Genomic DNA, 17093 nt, shown 5'->3' on the forward strand with positions numbered 1-17093 from the left:
CGCCTTTCTTCTAAACATTAAGTAAGACTAGTATAACACATTCAAACAATTCGAAAAATGTAAGTACTTCCTATATAATAAAAATGTATCCGAATTATTAGGAGGAAAAATAATGATCATAAGCACGAACGCTGTTTTATTTGAGGAAGTTCAATCAGAAACCTTAGTAGTAGCAGTTTCCAAGAATGTAGAAAATATAAGCAATTGGAGCGACTTTTTAGAGAGCTTCGGCTCACATATTACGGACTGGATCAAAAGTGGAGACATATCTTCTGAGCTTAAAAAAGTTGTAAAAGTTCCTGTTGCAGGCAAAGACGGTGTCAAAAGAATTCTATTTGTTGGAATTGGAGATCGTAAGCAGCTAACTCAAGACAAACTTCGTCAAGTCTTTGGACTTGTTGGTAAGGAGCTTTTATCGAGTAAGCCAGAATCATTAGCAATTTGGATACCTTCTTTCGCAAATGAATCGATTTTAGATGCGGATATTGCATACTTGGCAGCAGAGGGAATTGGAATGGGTTCTTTTACATTTGAAGGATATAAAACAACCTCAAATGTACCAGATTATTATTTGCCAGCTATTGAGCTTTTAACGCAGGAAGAGTCGGATGAAGTTGTATCATACTTTGAAATAGGTTCTATTTATGCGGATGCTGTTAATGAGGCGAGAATATTAGTGAATACTCCTGGTAATGTTCTTACTTCTACGCAGTTAGGCGAATATGCAAGAGAACTTGGAAATACATATGACTTTGAAACAGAGATCTTAGGTAAAAAAGAAATAGAAGAACTTGGCATGGGTGCACTTCTCGCAGTCAACCAAGGTTCTGTCGAAGAGCCTCGATTAATTGTATTGAAATATCAAGCTACTGAAGAATGGGAAGATGTAGTTGCTTTAGTAGGTAAGGGAATTACATTTGATACTGGTGGTTATTCGATAAAAACAAAAACAGGTATTGTTGGAATGAAAGGCGACATGGGTGGTGCTGCTGCAGTACTAGGAGCTATGCAAATAATAGGAGAGCTTCGTCCAAATAAGAACGTTATTGCTGTTATTGCTTCTACAGATAATATGATTTCTGGCAATGCGTTCAAACCAGATGATGTGATCACGTCCATGAGTGGTAAAACAATTGAAATTTTAAATACAGATGCTGAGGGTCGATTAGTTTTAGCAGATGCAGTAACCTATGCAAAACAACAAGGTGCAAATTATATTGTAGATGTGGCGACATTAACAGGTGGAGTAATTACAGCACTTGGGTACGATAAGACAGGTGCACTTACAAATGATGAAGCGTTTTTTGAAACGTTTATGGAATCCTCTATTGAAACAGGTGAATTTACATGGAGATTACCATTAACTGAAAATGATAAAAAACGAATTCGTAAGAGCGATGTAGCAGACTTAAATAATTCACCAGGTGGAGATGGCCATATGATTTTTGGTGGTGGATTTGTAGGAGAGTTTGTAGAGGATACACCATGGATTCATTTAGATATCGCTGGTACTTCCGATACAAAGTCTGCACATGATCTAGGTCCAAAAGGTGGGACTGGTGTAATGGTTCGTACACTTGCTACATTAATTGAGAGAATGGCGGAGGAAGAATAGGCAAAGCACTCAGCCAGGAAAACCCCAAACGCATACACTGAGATGAAAGGAGGAGCAGCATGGTAAGATTTCATCGAGGTGGTTTTGGGGGTCCATTTTTTGGTGGCTTTGGAGGTCCATTATTAGGAGGCTTTTTTGGAGGACTACTCGGTTCTTCGCTAGGTTATGGTTTTGGGGGGTATAGACAGCCTTATTATCCATATCCTTACTATCCATATCCATATTCATATCCGTATTATCCATATCCTTATTATGGTGGTTATTAATAAAAAAATAAGCTTTTGCAAACGCAAAGTATTGCGTATTGCAAAAGCTTTTCTTATTTCTATTGATTTTCTCTTCTTTTCTTTACTACTTCTGCAAGATCATCACGTACTGATTTATCCCATAATTTTATCCCGGATAAATAAGCTGCTCTACCCATCATATGACCACCAACAGGACCTGTTATGAAAAGAAAGACTATTCCAAGTAGTATACGGGAGTTAAAATGACCCTCATTGAGCCAAAAGTGAAAGAACACACCAAGTAGAATGCTCATAACCCCTAGTGTCGCACTCTTAGAAGCCGCATGTGCACGTGAATAGGCGTCGGGAAGCCGTATTAAACCTATAGCAGTAACTAGTATAAAGATTGTTCCAAAAGATATTGTAGCGATTATTAGAATATTAGCTATTACGGTCACGTTGAATGATTACTCCCTTCTCCGTGAATTTAGAAAAAGCAACTGTACCTATGAATGAAAGGATTGCTAAGAGTAATATAACCTCTAAGAAAAAGCCAGTATCAAAAAGAATGGAAATAAGCCCTATCAATGAAATCAATCCAACTCCAATTGCATCTAATGCGATTACACGGTCTGGTGTAGTCGGCCCTTTCACTAGGCGATATAAAAAGCCTAAAAGCGATAGACTTATCAAGACAACAATAACCCATAGAAAGGTTGTCATGATCTGCTCACCTCCAATATTGCTTTTTCAAACGTATTTTGTATTGATTGGATTGCTTCATCTATATCCTCAAAGTCAAGTGAGTGAATATATAAGGTTTTATTGTCATCCGAAATATCAATTACAATTGTTCCTGGTGTTAGTGTAATGAGACTCGATAATAGTGTTATTTCCCAATCCTTTTCAAGAACAGTGGGCATCGCAAAGATTGCAGGTCGTATAGGCATCTTTGGTTTAATAATTAGCATTAAAACAGAAAAGTTAGATAGCGTTAACTCTTTAAGGAATAATAGAGTAAGTTTAATAACTGCCCAAACTTTGTCTAAATAGAATCTGGTACTAAATGATTTACGAACCATAAATAACATTAGCAAACCTAAAATATATCCTACGATAAATGTGGAAGGTTTAAATGACACAGATAAGAACATCCACGTTACTGCTATAAATACATTCAACAAAATTTGAAATGGCATTATTTCAACCCTCCAAACACAGCATCCGTATAGACGGAAGGATCTAGTAAAACTGTTGAGGCATCTGTCATAAACGGTACAAGGTATTCGGAACCAACACCATAAAATACTGTTATAGCAACTAAAGTAATCGCCGGAAACAATAACTGTCGGTATGTTTTTGGACTAATTGTATGTAATCCAACTTTATCTTCACCCCAGAATGCATAGATAAAGATTCGGATAGCAGAAAGTAAAACAATTAAGCTTGATGCAAGAATAAATATACTTTGCCAAATATATTCTCCTTCAAATCCACCTTGTACAACTAGAAGTTTGCCGATAAATCCACTTAATGGAGGGATACCTGCTAGACCAAATGCTGCTATCAAATAACTCCAGGCCAGTGCTGGATAGCGCTTCATAAGACCACCCATTTTTCTTAAATCGGATGTGCCTGTTATTTTAATAATAATCCCAATCAATAAAAACAAGGCACCTTTAATGAGGATGTCATGTATTAAATAAAATACGGAACCAAGCATTCCACTTTTGTTCATAATAGATGCACCAAACAAGATAACACCTACTGCAATGACAATATTATAAATAATGATTTGTTTCAAATCGAAATATGCTAGAGCGCCAACACATCCTGCAATGATCGTGATAATTGAAATGACCATGAGTAATTCATGTGTATATCCAATATCAGTTGTAAAGAACAATGTATAGGTACGCATGATAGCATATACGCCTACCTTTGTTAGTAGTGCTCCGAACAGCGCCAAGACGGGAACAGGTGGAGCAGCGTATGAACCAGGAAGCCAGAAGAATAATGGAAAGATAGCTCCTTTAATACCGAATACTATCAAAAATAGTACAGCTATTACTGTTACTATTCCTGATTGTCCTATCTCCGATAGTTTTATAGAAATGTCAGCCATATTAAGTGTTCCAACTACAGAGTACAAGTAACCAACAGTAATAACAAATAAAGAAGAGGAAACGATATTAACTAGTATGTACTTAATAGATTCTCTTAACTGAACTTTTTCCCCACCTAATACGATCAAGACATAGGAGGACATAAGCAATACTTCAAAGAAAACGAACATATTGAAAATATCTCCCGTTGTGAATGCACCATTCACACCTGTCAACATGAACATGATCGCTGGATAATAAAAAGCTTTTTCACGATCTTCACCAATGGAAGTGTAGCTATACCATACAACGAAAATAGCGATGAGTAGGGAAGACAGGACTAATAAAACCGATATCATATCAGAAACCATTGTGATTCCAAACGGAGGTGCCCAACTACCAAGCGTAACTGTTTGAACACCATCTGTTTTTACTTTTACTAATAGGACGATAGCTGAAGCTAGTGCCAATAAAAGTCCAATCATTACCGTAATTCGCTGTGCTTTGACTTTTTTCGGGAAAAACAACAAAATGGCTGCAAAAAGGAACGGGATGAGGACCGGAAATAATAATAAATTAATCATTGTCTTCTGTTCCTTTCATTAAATCCATATTGTCTGTACCTAGCTCTTTATAGGTTCGATAAGCTAATACTAAAGAAAATGCGGTAACACCAAAGCTAATAACGATAGCTGTAAGTATTAAAGCTTGGGGAAGTGGATCAACATAATCTGTTACCCCATCAGCTAAAACAGGAGCAGCTTTTCCATTTAGCCCGCCCATTGTTATAAGTAAGAGATGTGTTCCATGACTTAGCAAGCCCGTTCCGATAATAATTCGGAGTAAGCTTCTAGAAAGTATTAAATAAATGGCTGCCATGAATAGAAAGCCGATTAAAATGGACATTAATATTTCCATTATTCATCTCCTCCTATCATTTGAATGATTGTCATCGTTACTCCGACTACAACTAAGTATACGCCTGTATCGAAAAACATTGCTGTATGGATCGACGTTTCACCAAGTAAAGGTAAATTAAAATAATCATAGGCATGTGTAAAAAATGGAACATTAAAGAATATAGAACCAGCGGCAGTTGCTAAAGAAATTAATAAGCCGGTTGCAGTAAGAACCGTATAGTTTATCGGAAGCATCTCTTGTACTGGTTTCAAATCGAAAGCTAATAATAATAAAACAATAGCACTAGACATCAACAATCCGCCGACAAATCCTCCACCAGGTGTATAATGTCCTGCAAAAAAGATATGAATGGAGAAGAGAAAAATAATGAAAAATACTACTTTCGTGGTCGTTTGAATAATTAAATCATTCGTTTTCAACTTTTTCTATCTCCTTTCTTTTTCGCTAGACGCAGTGTAATCATTCCTATAATTCCTAGAGAAGCAATTGTTAACACACTTATTTCAAATAAAGTATCAAATCCACGGTAATCTACTAAAATAACGTTTACGATATTTCCGCCACCAGCTTCTGAGTAAACAGTTTCCTTATAATAATCTGCTATAGAAGGAATAAGCTTTTGTGAATGAGAAGAGATAGCGATCAATGTAACCATTACACCAACTCCAAGAGCAATAAGGAAGTTTCCAAGTCGGAAGCCTCTATCTTCTTTTCCTTTTTCATGCTTGTCCATTTTAGGCAAATGATAAAATGCCCCTAAAAATAATGCTACTGAAACTGTTTCAATTACTAATTGTGTTAAAGCAAGATCAGGAGCCTTAAAGATGATGTAGAATAAAGCAACCGTGTATCCTACTGCTCCAAGTGCAATTATCGCTGTAAGTCTTGATTTCGTAACCAAAATTGTAACAGTTCCAACGATTAATATAATTGAAATAAGTATCTCAAAGAAACGAATAGGTGCTAAGTTTTCAAAACTAATTACAAATGCATCCTTAAACCACATTGTACCAGCGAGTAATACGATGATCGCAGCAAACATAAAGACAAAATAAGAACGAATAGAACCTGTCATATACATGGATGAAAAGCGATGAGCTCCTCCATCTGCAAGTCGCATTATTCCGTCATACATATTGTTTAAAGTGAATTTTGATGGCAACTTTTCGTAAACTGGAGTCCATTTTGGTAAGGTTTTATAGAATAAGAAACCTACTAAAAAGATACCAAGTGTCATGTATAAGGCAGGCGAGTTAAAACCATGCCAAGCTTTTATTGTAAAGCCTACTTCCGCAGGAACTTTGTATGCTAAAGGTTGAATAGCAGCTACCGCCGGTTTAATAAACGTAGTACCAATAAAATTTGGAACAAAGAAAAAAACTATAACAAGAGTTGCTAGTATACCTGGTGAAACTAGCATTCCAATTGGAGCTTCGTGAGCTGCTTTAGGTAATTGTTCCGGTTTATGTTTCCCACGGAATGTATGAAAAACAAAATAAAGACTATAAACAAATGTAAATACACTAGCGATCCATGCGATAATTGGAATCAATATGCCCCAAGTATCGAATGCATACAGGTCGAAATGCTGTAACTCTAATGTAGCGTCCAAGAACATTTCCTTGCTTAAAAATCCATTAAAAGGTGGTACTCCTGCCATTGATAAGCTCCCGATTAATGCAATCGTAAAGCTGATTGGCATTAAACTCATGAGTCCACCAAGTTTTCGGATATCTCTTGTACCTGTTTCATGATCAATAATACCTGCAATCATGAATAAGCTACCTTTGAATGTAGCGTGATTAATTAGATGGAAGATCGCCGCAAAGGTTGCAAATGTAAATGTAGCAACTAAGTCACCCGTAACATGATAAGCGACAGAACCGATTCCAAGTAAAGACATGATTAAACCAAGTTGACTGACAGTTGAAAAAGCAAGAATAGCTTTTAGATCTGTTTGTTTGACAGCAAAGAAGGAACCCCATAATAATGTGATGATACCTACTCCGGTAACAAGCCATATCCATACTTCGGATAGAGCAAAGATCGGAGTAAATCTTGCTACCAAATATAATCCTGCTTTTACCATCGTAGCAGAATGCAGATACGCACTGACAGGTGTTGGTGCTTCCATTGCATCAGGTAACCAAATATAAAATGGGAACTGAGCTGACTTTGTAAATGCCCCAAGTAAAACGAGTACAAGTGCCCAAACAAATAGATCCTGACTAGCTAGAGTAGGTGCTTGTTCAATTAGCTCACGAATTGAAAATGTTTCTCCGATAATGCCAAGAATCAAGAAGCCTCCTAGCATCATTAATCCACCGAAAACAGTAATCATCATGGATTTAAGAGCACCAAATCGAGAACGATCTTTCGTATACCAATATCCAATAAGAAGAAAAGAAGATATGGACGTTAATTCCCAAAAGAAATACAAACTTATTAGATGATCTGACTGAACAACTCCGAGCATAGCAGTCATAAACATTAATAAATAAACGTAAAAATTGCCAAGCTTTTCTTTTTTCTTATTCATATAAAAGATGGAGTATAGAACAACAAGTGCCCCTATTCCTGTAATTAACAACGAAAAAAGCAAGCTTAATCCGTCTAAATAAGAGATAAAGGATATCTCGAGTGACGGTATCCAAGGGAGCTCCTCCATATAAGTGGATCCCTTCATAATAGAAGGTATGTAGGTTGCATAAAAACAAACAAGTGCAACGGGTACAAGTAATACAAACCAGCCGGTATGTATAGTAGGAACCCTTTTAAATAACAAAGGGATCACAAGTGCAACAATGACGGGTGCGAATATTGCAAAAACTAAGGACAAAGGAATCCTCCTTTCCAAGCTATGTATTTAAAATGCATCCCTAAAATTATAACGTAAAAGTATAGTAATTGCATTGATGAAAAATAGATATCTACTTGCAGAATATACCTTTTCTTCGATATGATACAAAAGTATGGATACTAGAATAAGAGGAGAAGCTATGAAGAACCCATATGTGTTTGGATTTTTACCACTCATCACTATTTTGTTATTTAGTTTATCTTTTTCTATTTTTACAATGAACAAAGCGATAGATCTTTTTAAAGTAATTGGTGTTTATAGTGGAATGAGAGAGTTTTTATCCGATTTGGAATTGAAACTGTTCTTAGTTATTATCCTAGCACTTATTTATTTTATGCTTTTTTCTGCACTTAAGTTGATTGCTGAAACAATACATGAGATTGGGATGTTGTTTTTCTCAAAAGATTTAGAAGGGAAGACTATTTCTCAAGCACGTGGTGGATACGTCATTTTTTTTATTGGATCATTTATTTCAGCAATCGGTTTTCAATCTCTTCAAATATTGCTCATCATTTTTTTAGCTACAGCTTTTGTTTATTTTGTATATGTCATTTTCAAATTAAGCAGTTCAATGAGCATGATGGGGACGGTAGGGTTAATAATGTTCGAGTTTATGGTATGGAGTCTATTTTTAACATTAGTCATCTATGTGACGATTAAACTTTATAATGGAATAGTGGCAAGTTTACCATTTTTATAATTGTCACAAAATCGCTAGTTTATGAGGAATTAAACGGCAGAACGAGACCAATTCATTCTTTACCGAGACCAATTGAAGCCAATTGAAGACTAATTAGCAAGAAACCGAGACCAAATCATAAAAGAAGAGTCATCTCCATTTGGAGATGACTCTTTTCTATTTCTCTCTCATAATTTTGTTAAAAATAGAATGATGAATTTTTCTAGATTCGATTGATTTCATATTTTTAGGCATGTCATAGCCAATCCATACTGCTGAGGTATATGTATCTGTTAACCCAGCAATCCAATAATCATAATAGTCATTCGTAGTTCCAGTTTTAGCGCCAACGTAGGTAGATGGAATAGAGATTCCTTTTCCCGTTCCATTTTGCACTACGTCGGAAAGTAAGCCTCTCATAGTTTGAATTGTTTTAGGTGACCAAACCTCTGTTTTTTCTTCATTCCATTCATACAAAATGTTTCCCTTTTTATCTGTAACTTTTCGAATGGCACGAGCAGGCTTATACATACCATCTATAAAGCTACTATAAGCATCAGCCATTTCTAATACTGTAACGCCATGTGTTAATCCACCAAGTGCGGCAGCATAAGTATGATCTTCATTCGTTAAATGATTAAATTGGAATGGCTCTAGTTTTGCAAATGCATTATCTATTCCAACGGTTTCTAATAACCGTACTGCAGGAGTATTGTGACTGAAGCGAAAAGCTTGCTTAATCGTTACATTCCCGTACAGTGCGCCTCCATAGTTTTGAGGACAGTATGAGCCAATACAAAGTTTACCGCCATTTATTGAGTTATTAGGAGTTAATGTAGTTGTTTCAAAAACTGGTGCGTACACAAGTAATGATTTTAATGCTGATCCCGGTTGTCTAACTGCTTGATACGCACGATGAAAATCAAATTTTTTATACTCTTTACCTCCGTATAAACTGATGATTTCTCGTGTTTCGTTATTAATGACAACCGATGCAGCCTGTAAATCAGGCGTTTTAACTAATAGTTTATTTACGTACTTTTCATCGTCTAGTTGTTTCGACGGATCAAGAGCTGTATAAATTGTCACTCCTTGAGCTATCACATCATTCACTTTAGTTTGCAGTTCATTTTCTAAAAAGAGCTTTTGCTGTTCATTTTGGGCAGTTGCTATTTTCTCGGTAAAACCTTCTTTTGATGCAACTAAATTCTTCAACTCTTCTAAAACATAAGTGCTATAGGTAGGGTACAGCTGTTTTTTTGTTTTTGTCTTCAGGACGATTGGTTCAGCCTTTATTGCTTCTCCACTTTCCTTTGGTATTTTTCCGTTTTTCACTAGGACATCTATAAGTAATTCCTGTCTTTTCTTTGTTGCATCAAAATTATCTATAGGATCGTAGATTGTTGGATTGTTTGGAATCGCACTAATAAAGGCAAGTTCTGCATCTGATAATTCGTGTAATGGTCTTCCAAAATAATAAGTTGCAGCAGCTCCAATACCGTAGACCTGATTACTAAAATATATTTCATTTAAATAATTCGTTAATATTTCATCTTTTGTTGCTTGCTTTTCCATTTCATATGCATAAATAAGCTCCGTCACTTTTCGTTCATACGTTTTCTCTGTAGATAAATATCGTATTCTTACTAATTGTTGCGTAATTGTACTAGCACCTTGTTCTTTTGCATTGGCAGAAGCATTGGCAAAAACAGCTCGGAATATTGCGCTAAAATTAAATCCAATATGATTGTAAAATTCTACATCCTCGCTTTGAATGAACAACTCTTGTACAAATAAAGGTATTGACTCAAGCGGTAGGGGGTCTCTCCATTCTACGTAATCCTCTGAAAAGATTTGTTCATTTTCGTCTAACAATACAACTGGTGAAGACAGGGGAGGGGTTGATAATTGAATGGATTGTTTTAAATCATCTTGAAAAGAAGACGCGGACAATATTTCTGCATGGATAAAGGATGTCAACATCCATATTAAAGGGAAACATAATAAAATAAGGAGAAACCCTATTACTTGTCGCATTTGTTGCACTCCAGTTCCTATAATCTAATAAAAAGAATAGCACACTTTCTATTCGAAAGTGTGCTCATTTTTAATTTGTTTGTTTAGCGTGAAGCTCTTCTTCCAATAAAACATCTTCAAAGTCTTGAACTGGTTTTTTTCTTGCAAAGTAGATGATTAAATAGCCACATAAAAACAGTGACCCTGTTACATAGAAAACGGAAGATATACCAATGTATCCACTGATGAATCCACCAAACATTGGACCAATTATGTTGCCTAAAAAGCGGAAGCTTGTGTTATAGCCCATTAGTTCACCTTGTACTTCAATAGGGGCTTCTCTTCTTATCAAGGCAGTTGTAACAGGTATCAACCCACCTGATGCAATACCAAAAAGGAAGCGTAGTATGATTAATTGCCATAAATCCGTTACCCATGCTTGTGGGACAATGAAAATTAAGGCCAATATCAGCAAAATAGATAATATTTTTTCGTATCCGTGGGTATCCCCTAGTTTTCCCCATGTTCTAGCAAATAGCAAACTGCCGACTCCTGTAGCACTGAAGGTGACTCCTGCAAGTAGCGCAACTTCAGTTGAATTGGTCAGATGCGATACATATAAGGACAAAAGAGGCTGGATACTAAACAAACCTATTTGTATAAGAGAAGTAATCATTAAAACGTTTAATATGAGGCGATGATGAAAAATTCCCGAAATTACTGTTTTTCTAGAATATTCATGATCTCCTTTTTTCTTTTCTCTTCTTATTTCATGTACACCAAATATAACGAGTAACGCAGCAATTGATACAGCACTGGAAGTAATTATAAACGTATATTGAAAGCCGAATGTATCCGCTAGAAATCCTCCGAATATAGGTCCAAATAATGTACCAGAAACACTTCCCATTTGAAGAGTTCCCATTGTTTTACCTGCAATTTTTTTAGGAGTCTGGGAGCTAATAAAAGCCAATGATGTAGGGATGAAACCAGTAACGACTCCCATAAATAATCGAAGAACAAAAAATGCTTCAACAGAGGAAACAAATCCCATTAATAAAACACTGATAGCAATACCGAAGCCATTAATAATTAAAATAGGCTTGTACCCATATTTATCAGCAATTCTTCCCCAAATCGGAGACATTAAAAAGGCCGATACGAATGTTGCCCCGAACACAAGACCAGACCATTTTTGAACATAGGCATCCGAAAAGTCTCCCATTGTGTTGATGTATAAAGATAAAAAGGGCATAATCATTGTCATTGTTCCAGATACTAAAAAGTTAGAAAACCACATAATAATAAAGTTACTTTTTTGTACGCTCATCCAAATCCCTTCTTTCTATTTGTTGCGTACCTTCTCAAAAAAAATAGTTAAGTAATTACTTTATATAAAAACTTTCAAGACTCCAAACACCAGCCACTCAATGTCAAATGTGCAAGCTCGTCGCTGCTAAGTGGCGCTTGTCGCTTTCTTTTACCCATTATAGGTTATTTTGTGTAGCTAATAAAGTTAGATACTTTGTCACTGAAAATGACTTTTCAATATGTTAGAATTATTTGGGGTGAACAAACTGTGAAAAAAATTATTTTTTTATTATTAATAAGCGCTGTTTTGATAGTAGGGGCATGCGGTGACAAAAAGGTAGTTAATACAGAAACGGAAAATACAACAACGGAAAATGAAGGAGACAAAATTATGTATCCACAACTTTCATCAGAAGTTGCTTCAAATGAAGCTCTAGTTATTATGAATACATCAAAGGGACCTATTAAAATTAAATTATTCCCTGAACTTGCACCTAAAACGGTTGAAAACTTTTTAACTCACGCTGAAGAGGGCTATTATGATGGTCTTATTTTTCACCGAGTGATCGAAGACTTCATGATTCAAGGGGGAGACCCAACTGGTACTGGTATGGGTGGAGAAAGTATTTTCGGTGAAGAATTTGAAGATGAGTTTTCGATGAACCTGTTTAACTTAAGAGGAGCATTATCGATGGCTAATGCTGGACCTAATACAAATGGAAGTCAATTTTTCATAGTACAAGCATCAAGTGCTCAAGCAGAGGCTAAACAATTAGAAGACGGTGGATGGCCAGCAGAAATTGCAGCTGCATATGAGAAAAATGGCGGAACTCCACACTTAGATCAAAAACATACCGTTTTTGGACAAGTTATAGAAGGTATGGAGATCGTTGACCAAATTGCAGTTGTAGAAAAAGATGAAAATGACAAGCCACTAGAAGATATTACGATAGATTCTATTGAAATCGTACAAAAATAAATAGGGAAGTGTTTAGATGTTGCAGTTTTTACAACTAGGTTTTTTATATTTATATTTTCCGGAAGATAAAACGGAGTATATTCCAGTGGTTATTGAATTAGTTGTTTTAGTTATTCTATGTATTATTGTTTTTAGATGGTTAAAAAGAAAATCTATTAAGGATGCTGCAAAAGCAAAAGAGTTAGAAGAGAGAATTATGCAGGCAAAGAAGGAACAACTGGATAAGTAACTTAATACAAATAAAAAAAGCTATTTATATGGCTGTTTTAGACTGAAGACAAACGCGAAGACTTTCGAGTTTGTCTTCGGTCTTTTTTCTATTACGATAAATATAGATAGATAATATATATATTTAGATCGTTGATTTACACTCCAGGCGGACGCTTTCCGCGGGCGGTCCGTGAGCCTCCTCAGGCCAACATGATGTTGGTCACGAAGGCGTTGCCGCACGAGGCGGCGTACTTAGCCTTCGTTCCTTAGTTAGCGCCTGCGGGGTCTCACCTGGACACGCTGTTCCCGCTGGAGTCGCCGCCTTCCGTTTCAATCAAATGCTTCTATTAACAATACAATCTACTTCATCTAAGAAAAAACTACTTTCAAGGTGATGTTCTACACTGATAAAAAAATTCAATGGATCGGAATGGTAAGAAATGTTACTGAATGATCAAGTAAAACTAACTGCTAGACCATTTAGTGTGTAAACAAAAGGGAATCATTGATTGTTGGCTTATCTTACAAAAGATCTGTGAATGAATAGAAGGAGTATTGAAGGACAACAACCTTAAATGGTTTTAATAAATTGTCTATATAGAAGATGAATATAAAATAACAAATGGTATCGAGAGGACAAAAGAATTTTTATAGACGGTTAGTAGTATAATAAATCTTTCAAAAGAGGTTTCTTTATCCAATAAAAAATAAAGATAGTAGTTATCTGTAAGGAATTGTTTATAAGGCAAGGACCACCACGAAGACTCCTGTGGGAACAGCTTGAGCAGAAGCCCCCGCAGGAACGAGGAGGCTGAAGCCAAGCCCACGGAAAGCGAAGTGGTGGTCCTTGCCGAATTTAATATACAACTCTATGCACCCAAAATTGAGTTTGTCTACAATCTGAATAGCCATAAATGTGGCTGTTTTTTTTATTCGTATAATTTAAGAAAGTGCTTTAATAAATCGTGCAACTCCATCTTCTAAAGTTTGTCTTGGACAGGCAACGTTCATTCTTAAAAAGCCTTCTCCCGTTTTCCCGTATTTCGTACCTGGTTCAAGAGCTAACTTCCCTTTTGTTAAAAGCAAGTCCATAATCTCTTTTTCTGATAATCCTGTATCTCTATAATCTATCCATAAAAGGTAAGTTGCCTCAGGTTTAGGCACTTTTATTCCTTTTAACTTGTTCGTTAATTGTTCTACTACATAATCCATATTGGAGGATACAACCTCAAGTAATTCCTCCAGCCAAGGCTCTCCATGTTCGTATGCTGCTTGAAAAGCAGTCAGTGAAAATATATTTAGTTCCATTTGTCCACGTTCTAAGGCTTGGTTCTCTAGGATTTTTCTTTTTTGTTGGTCTGGCACTATAATTGTAGCTGCTTGAATTCCCGCTAAGTTAAATGTTTTAGTTGGTGCAAAGAAAGTAATAATATTATTAACATTTTCCGCTACCGAAAGAATGGGTATATGCTTGTTTGGCTTAAAAACTATATCTGCATGGATTTCATCAGATATTATAAGTACATTATATCTTTCGCATAAAGCTGCAATTTTAGTTAAATCTTCTTTGGTCCACACTTTTCCACCTGGATTGTGGGGACTACAAAGAATAAAAGCTTTTACACCTGATGATAGCTTTTGCTCAAAGTCATCGAAATCGATTTCAAACGAACTATTAATCTCCATGAGATCACAAGTCTCTACAATACGACCAAGTCGTGTAGGTACATGATTAAATGGTGGGTATACTGGAGAATGTATTAAGATTTTATCTCCTACTTCGGTAAAAGCATCTAATACAGAAGCCATCGCAGGTATTACACCTTGTTGAAAGAATATCCATTTATTTTCTATTTTTAATTGATGTTTTTTTTCTAACCAATTTGTAAGTGCAAGTTTTGTTTCTTCGGGTACAATGTTGTATCCAAAAACTGGGTGTTCTAATCTCTTATGTAATGCATCGATAATAGTGGAAGGGATAGCAAAGTCCATATCTGCAATCCACATAGGAAGCACATCGGATGCATCTGGAATGGAATATATTTGTTCTAGCAAGTCCCACTTAGTAGAATGTGTATTACGTCTTTCAAAAACGGTAGAAAAATCAGGCAAATTAATTACCCCTTTCAATTTGTAATTATTATGTTATTATAACCCTAACTAATAAAAACTAGTAAGGTGAAAATATATGGACACAATTGAAATGAATCGAAAAGCACTTTGGACATTACAAGAATGGGACCCATTTAATATAGGTGTTGATAGTTATGACGCCGAAGCTGCTGATGTAGTTGCAGATCTTCAAAGTATTGACCATCCTTCTGAGTTGGCCAAAAGAATACAAACCATTTATGAACATTCTTTTGAACAGTGGATACCACTTGAAAAGTGTGTAGAAGTTTCATATAAATTGATTGCATTAAAATATGAAATGAAATGTATTATTTAAGTATAGTTGTTATAGGGAAACAAAAAAAGCTTTCGGTTAAAAAACCGAAAGCTTTTATTCGTTTTGTAAGCCATCTAATAGGTTAGATGCTGGTACTTCTAATGCATTTGAAAGTTTCAATAATGTTTGAACAGATGGAGTTTCACTTCCCGCTTCATAAGCCTCTAACTTTGATGCTCCTATAGTAGCCTTATGGGCAAGCTGTTCTAAAGAAATATTGCGTTCTTCCCTCAGTTGACGTAATTGTACGTGAAGTTCTTGTTTCATAGTTACATCCATCCTTTCAAAGAAGTAATAAGTATAACTATATTATAGCACAAACATTTTAGAACAACATTTTTGAGATAGCCTATAAAAAAAATTTACACAAATAATTTCATTACTCCCTGAATGAAGACGATAATAATTGCTATTGGAGCGGCAAAACGCACGATAAACCGCCATGTATTCAATAGAAATTGATTTACCTTCAAGTCATTTTGTAGCTCAGATTTGGTAAGGACATAACCCGCAAACAAAGAGATGAACAATGCTCCTAATGGAAGCCCAAAGCTACTTGTAAGAAAGTCCGCAAAATCAAAAATGGACATTCCTAAAATGTGAATATCAGAAAGTATCCCAAAAGACAACGCACTCGGAATACCAATTAGGAAAATTAGAATCCCAAATACCCATGCTGCTCGTTTCCTACGTTCATATTTTGACTTAATACCGATGGATACTACAATCTCTAACATACTGATAGACGAAGTTAACGTAGCAAAAAGCAACAAAACGAAAAATAGTATTAAGAAAAATTGTCCAAATATTATTTGCTCGAAAACAGCAGGTAATATGATGAAAACTAGACCCGGTCCTTCATTTGGTGAGAATCCAAGAGCAAAAACAGCAGGGAAGATAACAAGTCCAGCCATAATGGATACACCGATATTAAGAAGTGAGACACTTAGTGCTGAATTCCCTAATCTAGTCTCTTTTGGCAAATAGGATGCATAAGTAATCATTGCGGAAACACCTACGCTTAAGGAGAAAAACGCTTGCCCTAATGCAAGTAGAGCTGTCTCCCATGTGAAATAAGACCAGTCAGGAACGAATAAAAATTTAACTCCTTCCATTGCACCTTCTAAAGTTAAAGAGCGAACTGCTAAAACTAAAAAGAATATTAAAAGAAGAGGCATCATCCATTTACTAGCCTTCTCAATTCCTCCCTGGATTCCACCCGATACAATCCATATTGTTAGAAAGATAAAAGCACCTTGTCCGACTATAACTTCCCATGGATTTGAAATGACACTATTAAACAAATCCTCATAGAAGGTCTCGTTTGTTCCGTTCAAGCTAAATGTAAGAGCTCTTATTAAATAAGATAATATCCATCCCCCAACTACACTATAAAAAGATAGAATAATAATAGAAAAGAAAAAACCAGCCCATCCAATTACAAACCATGGTTTCTTAGGAGCAAGTTTTTTAAAACTAGTCACTGCATCTGCTTGACCTTTTCTTCCTATAATGAATTCTGCTAATAAAATCGGTAGACCAATTAATAAAGTACACAAGATAAATAGTAAAACGAATACGCTTCCACCATTCGTTCCGGCCATATATGGAAATTTCCAAATAGCACCTAAGCCAATTGCACTTCCTGCCGCTGCTAATACAAATCCGATTTTAGATCCAAAATGATCTCGCTTTGCCAAAATAATTCCTCCTTTATTACA

At 35.8% G+C, this 17093-nt stretch carries 18 protein-coding genes; 6 read left to right on the forward strand and 12 right to left on the reverse strand.

Features of this window, described 5'->3' with window-relative positions:
* Positions 1–112 precede the first annotated feature (112 nt).
* The gene (locus tag AN959_RS17930) at positions 113–1615 is read left to right on the forward strand and encodes a leucyl aminopeptidase (protein ID WP_056832783.1); all 1503 of its coding nucleotides are present in this window, start codon (positions 113–115) and stop codon (positions 1613–1615) included.
* A gap of 59 nt (positions 1616–1674) precedes the next feature.
* Positions 1675–1881: a hypothetical protein gene (locus tag AN959_RS17935; protein WP_053588516.1), complete on the forward strand. Its 207-nt coding sequence runs from the start codon at positions 1675–1677 to the stop codon at positions 1879–1881.
* A 59-nt stretch (positions 1882–1940) separates the two neighbouring features.
* Here the strand turns inward: AN959_RS17935 and mnhG are convergent, their stop codons facing one another.
* The 7 genes from mnhG to AN959_RS17970 are packed head-to-tail and all read right to left on the reverse strand — an operon-like array spanning position 1941 to position 7707.
* The gene (mnhG, locus tag AN959_RS17940) at positions 1941–2300 is read right to left on the reverse strand and encodes a monovalent cation/H(+) antiporter subunit G (protein WP_053588517.1); all 360 of its coding nucleotides are present in this window, start codon (positions 2298–2300) and stop codon (positions 1941–1943) included.
* A complete protein-coding gene (locus tag AN959_RS17945) occupies positions 2284–2565 on the reverse strand; it encodes a Na(+)/H(+) antiporter subunit F1 (protein WP_053588518.1) in 282 nt (93 codons plus the stop codon). The genes mnhG and AN959_RS17945 overlap by 17 nt, the downstream gene beginning before the upstream one ends.
* Complete coding sequence (locus AN959_RS17950; RefSeq protein ID WP_053588519.1) at positions 2562–3041, reverse strand: Na+/H+ antiporter subunit E; 480 nt, start codon at positions 3039–3041, stop codon at positions 2562–2564. Before AN959_RS17950 ends, AN959_RS17945 begins: the two co-directional genes overlap by 4 nt.
* Positions 3041–4477: a Na+/H+ antiporter subunit D gene (locus tag AN959_RS17955; RefSeq protein ID WP_371256577.1), complete on the reverse strand. Its 1437-nt coding sequence runs from the start codon at positions 4475–4477 to the stop codon at positions 3041–3043. The genes AN959_RS17950 and AN959_RS17955 overlap by 1 nt, the downstream gene beginning before the upstream one ends.
* A 46-nt stretch (positions 4478–4523) precedes the next feature.
* Positions 4524–4865, reverse strand: coding sequence for a Na(+)/H(+) antiporter subunit C (locus AN959_RS17960; RefSeq protein WP_053588521.1), 342 nt, complete (start codon positions 4863–4865; stop codon positions 4524–4526).
* Entirely contained in the window at positions 4865–5287 is a 423-nt protein-coding gene (locus tag AN959_RS17965) for a Na(+)/H(+) antiporter subunit B (protein ID WP_056832787.1), read from the reverse strand. The genes AN959_RS17960 and AN959_RS17965 overlap by 1 nt, the downstream gene beginning before the upstream one ends.
* Positions 5284–7707, reverse strand: coding sequence for a Na+/H+ antiporter subunit A (locus AN959_RS17970; protein WP_056832789.1), 2424 nt, complete (start codon positions 7705–7707; stop codon positions 5284–5286). The genes AN959_RS17965 and AN959_RS17970 overlap by 4 nt, the downstream gene beginning before the upstream one ends.
* Before the next feature lie 160 nt (positions 7708–7867).
* On the opposite strand from AN959_RS17970, the gene AN959_RS17975 reads away from it, so the two are divergent.
* On the forward strand, positions 7868–8428 hold the full coding sequence (locus AN959_RS17975; protein ID WP_053588524.1) for a DUF5366 family protein: 561 nt from the start codon (positions 7868–7870) through the stop codon (positions 8426–8428).
* Positions 8429–8584: 156 nt separating this feature from the next.
* On the opposite strand, the gene AN959_RS17980 is transcribed toward AN959_RS17975, so the two are convergent.
* Positions 8585–10444, reverse strand: a complete 1860-nt coding sequence (locus AN959_RS17980) for a transglycosylase domain-containing protein (RefSeq protein ID WP_056832790.1) — start codon at positions 10442–10444, stop codon at positions 8585–8587.
* 70 nt (positions 10445–10514) lie between these two features.
* Positions 10515–11753 carry an MFS transporter gene (locus tag AN959_RS17985; RefSeq protein WP_056832792.1) on the reverse strand — a complete coding sequence of 413 codons (1239 nt, stop codon included), beginning with the start codon at positions 11751–11753 and terminating at the stop codon, positions 10515–10517.
* 372 nt (positions 11754–12125) lie between these two features.
* Between AN959_RS17985 and AN959_RS17990 the strand changes: the two genes are divergently transcribed.
* Together AN959_RS17990 and AN959_RS17995 are read left to right on the forward strand one after the other, a co-directional pair.
* Positions 12126–12713, forward strand: a complete 588-nt coding sequence (locus AN959_RS17990; RefSeq protein WP_056832833.1) for a peptidylprolyl isomerase — start codon at positions 12126–12128, stop codon at positions 12711–12713.
* A gap of 16 nt (positions 12714–12729) precedes the next feature.
* Positions 12730–12942: a hypothetical protein gene (locus AN959_RS17995; protein WP_056832793.1), complete on the forward strand. Its 213-nt coding sequence runs from the start codon at positions 12730–12732 to the stop codon at positions 12940–12942.
* Positions 12943–13865: 923 nt separating this feature from the next.
* Here AN959_RS17995 and AN959_RS18000 read toward each other — a convergent pair.
* Positions 13866–15035: a MalY/PatB family protein gene (locus tag AN959_RS18000; RefSeq protein ID WP_056832795.1), complete on the reverse strand. Its 1170-nt coding sequence runs from the start codon at positions 15033–15035 to the stop codon at positions 13866–13868.
* Between the two features lie 76 nt (positions 15036–15111).
* Here AN959_RS18000 and AN959_RS18005 point away from each other — a divergent pair, with 76 nt between their 5' ends.
* Positions 15112–15372 (forward strand): DUF1871 family protein, encoded by a 261-nt coding sequence (locus tag AN959_RS18005; RefSeq protein WP_053588529.1) that lies wholly within the window; start codon positions 15112–15114, stop codon positions 15370–15372.
* 54 nt (positions 15373–15426) lie between these two features.
* Here AN959_RS18005 and AN959_RS18010 read toward each other — a convergent pair whose 3' ends face one another.
* Both AN959_RS18010 and AN959_RS18015 read right to left on the reverse strand, forming a co-directional pair.
* Complete coding sequence (locus AN959_RS18010) at positions 15427–15639, reverse strand: helix-turn-helix domain-containing protein (protein ID WP_056832797.1); 213 nt, start codon at positions 15637–15639, stop codon at positions 15427–15429.
* A 95-nt stretch (positions 15640–15734) separates the two neighbouring features.
* Complete coding sequence (locus tag AN959_RS18015) at positions 15735–17072, reverse strand: sodium-dependent transporter (RefSeq protein WP_056832799.1); 1338 nt, start codon at positions 17070–17072, stop codon at positions 15735–15737.
* Positions 17073–17093 lie beyond the last annotated feature (21 nt).

It is taken from the genome of Psychrobacillus sp. FJAT-21963, from assembly GCF_001420585.1.
In the GTDB taxonomy this organism is placed as follows: Bacteria; Bacillota; Bacilli; order Bacillales_A; family Planococcaceae; genus Psychrobacillus.

Bases quoted from the DNA above. Each gene is read 5' to 3' on its own strand.
- AN959_RS17930 (WP_056832783.1), top strand. From the start codon at position 113: ATGATCATAAGCACGAACGCTGTTTTATTTGAGGAAGTTCAATCAGAA.
- AN959_RS17935 (WP_053588516.1), top strand. From the start codon at position 1,675: ATGGTAAGATTTCATCGAGGTGGTTTTGGGGGTCCATTTTTTGGTGGC.
- AN959_RS17945 (WP_053588518.1), bottom strand. From the start codon at position 2,565: ATGACAACCTTTCTATGGGTTATTGTTGTCTTGATAAGTCTATCGCTT.
- AN959_RS17950 (WP_053588519.1), bottom strand. From the start codon at position 3,041: ATGCCATTTCAAATTTTGTTGAATGTATTTATAGCAGTAACGTGGATG.
- AN959_RS17960 (WP_053588521.1), bottom strand. From the start codon at position 4,865: ATGGAAATATTAATGTCCATTTTAATCGGCTTTCTATTCATGGCAGCC.
- AN959_RS17975 (WP_053588524.1), top strand. From the start codon at position 7,868: ATGAAGAACCCATATGTGTTTGGATTTTTACCACTCATCACTATTTTG.
- AN959_RS17980 (WP_056832790.1), bottom strand. From the start codon at position 10,444: ATGCGACAAGTAATAGGGTTTCTCCTTATTTTATTATGTTTCCCTTTA.
- AN959_RS17985 (WP_056832792.1), bottom strand. From the start codon at position 11,753: ATGAGCGTACAAAAAAGTAACTTTATTATTATGTGGTTTTCTAACTTT.
- AN959_RS17990 (WP_056832833.1), top strand. From the start codon at position 12,126: ATGTATCCACAACTTTCATCAGAAGTTGCTTCAAATGAAGCTCTAGTT.
- AN959_RS17995 (WP_056832793.1), top strand. From the start codon at position 12,730: ATGTTGCAGTTTTTACAACTAGGTTTTTTATATTTATATTTTCCGGAA.
- AN959_RS18005 (WP_053588529.1), top strand. From the start codon at position 15,112: ATGGACACAATTGAAATGAATCGAAAAGCACTTTGGACATTACAAGAA.
- AN959_RS18010 (WP_056832797.1), bottom strand. From the start codon at position 15,639: ATGAAACAAGAACTTCACGTACAATTACGTCAACTGAGGGAAGAACGC.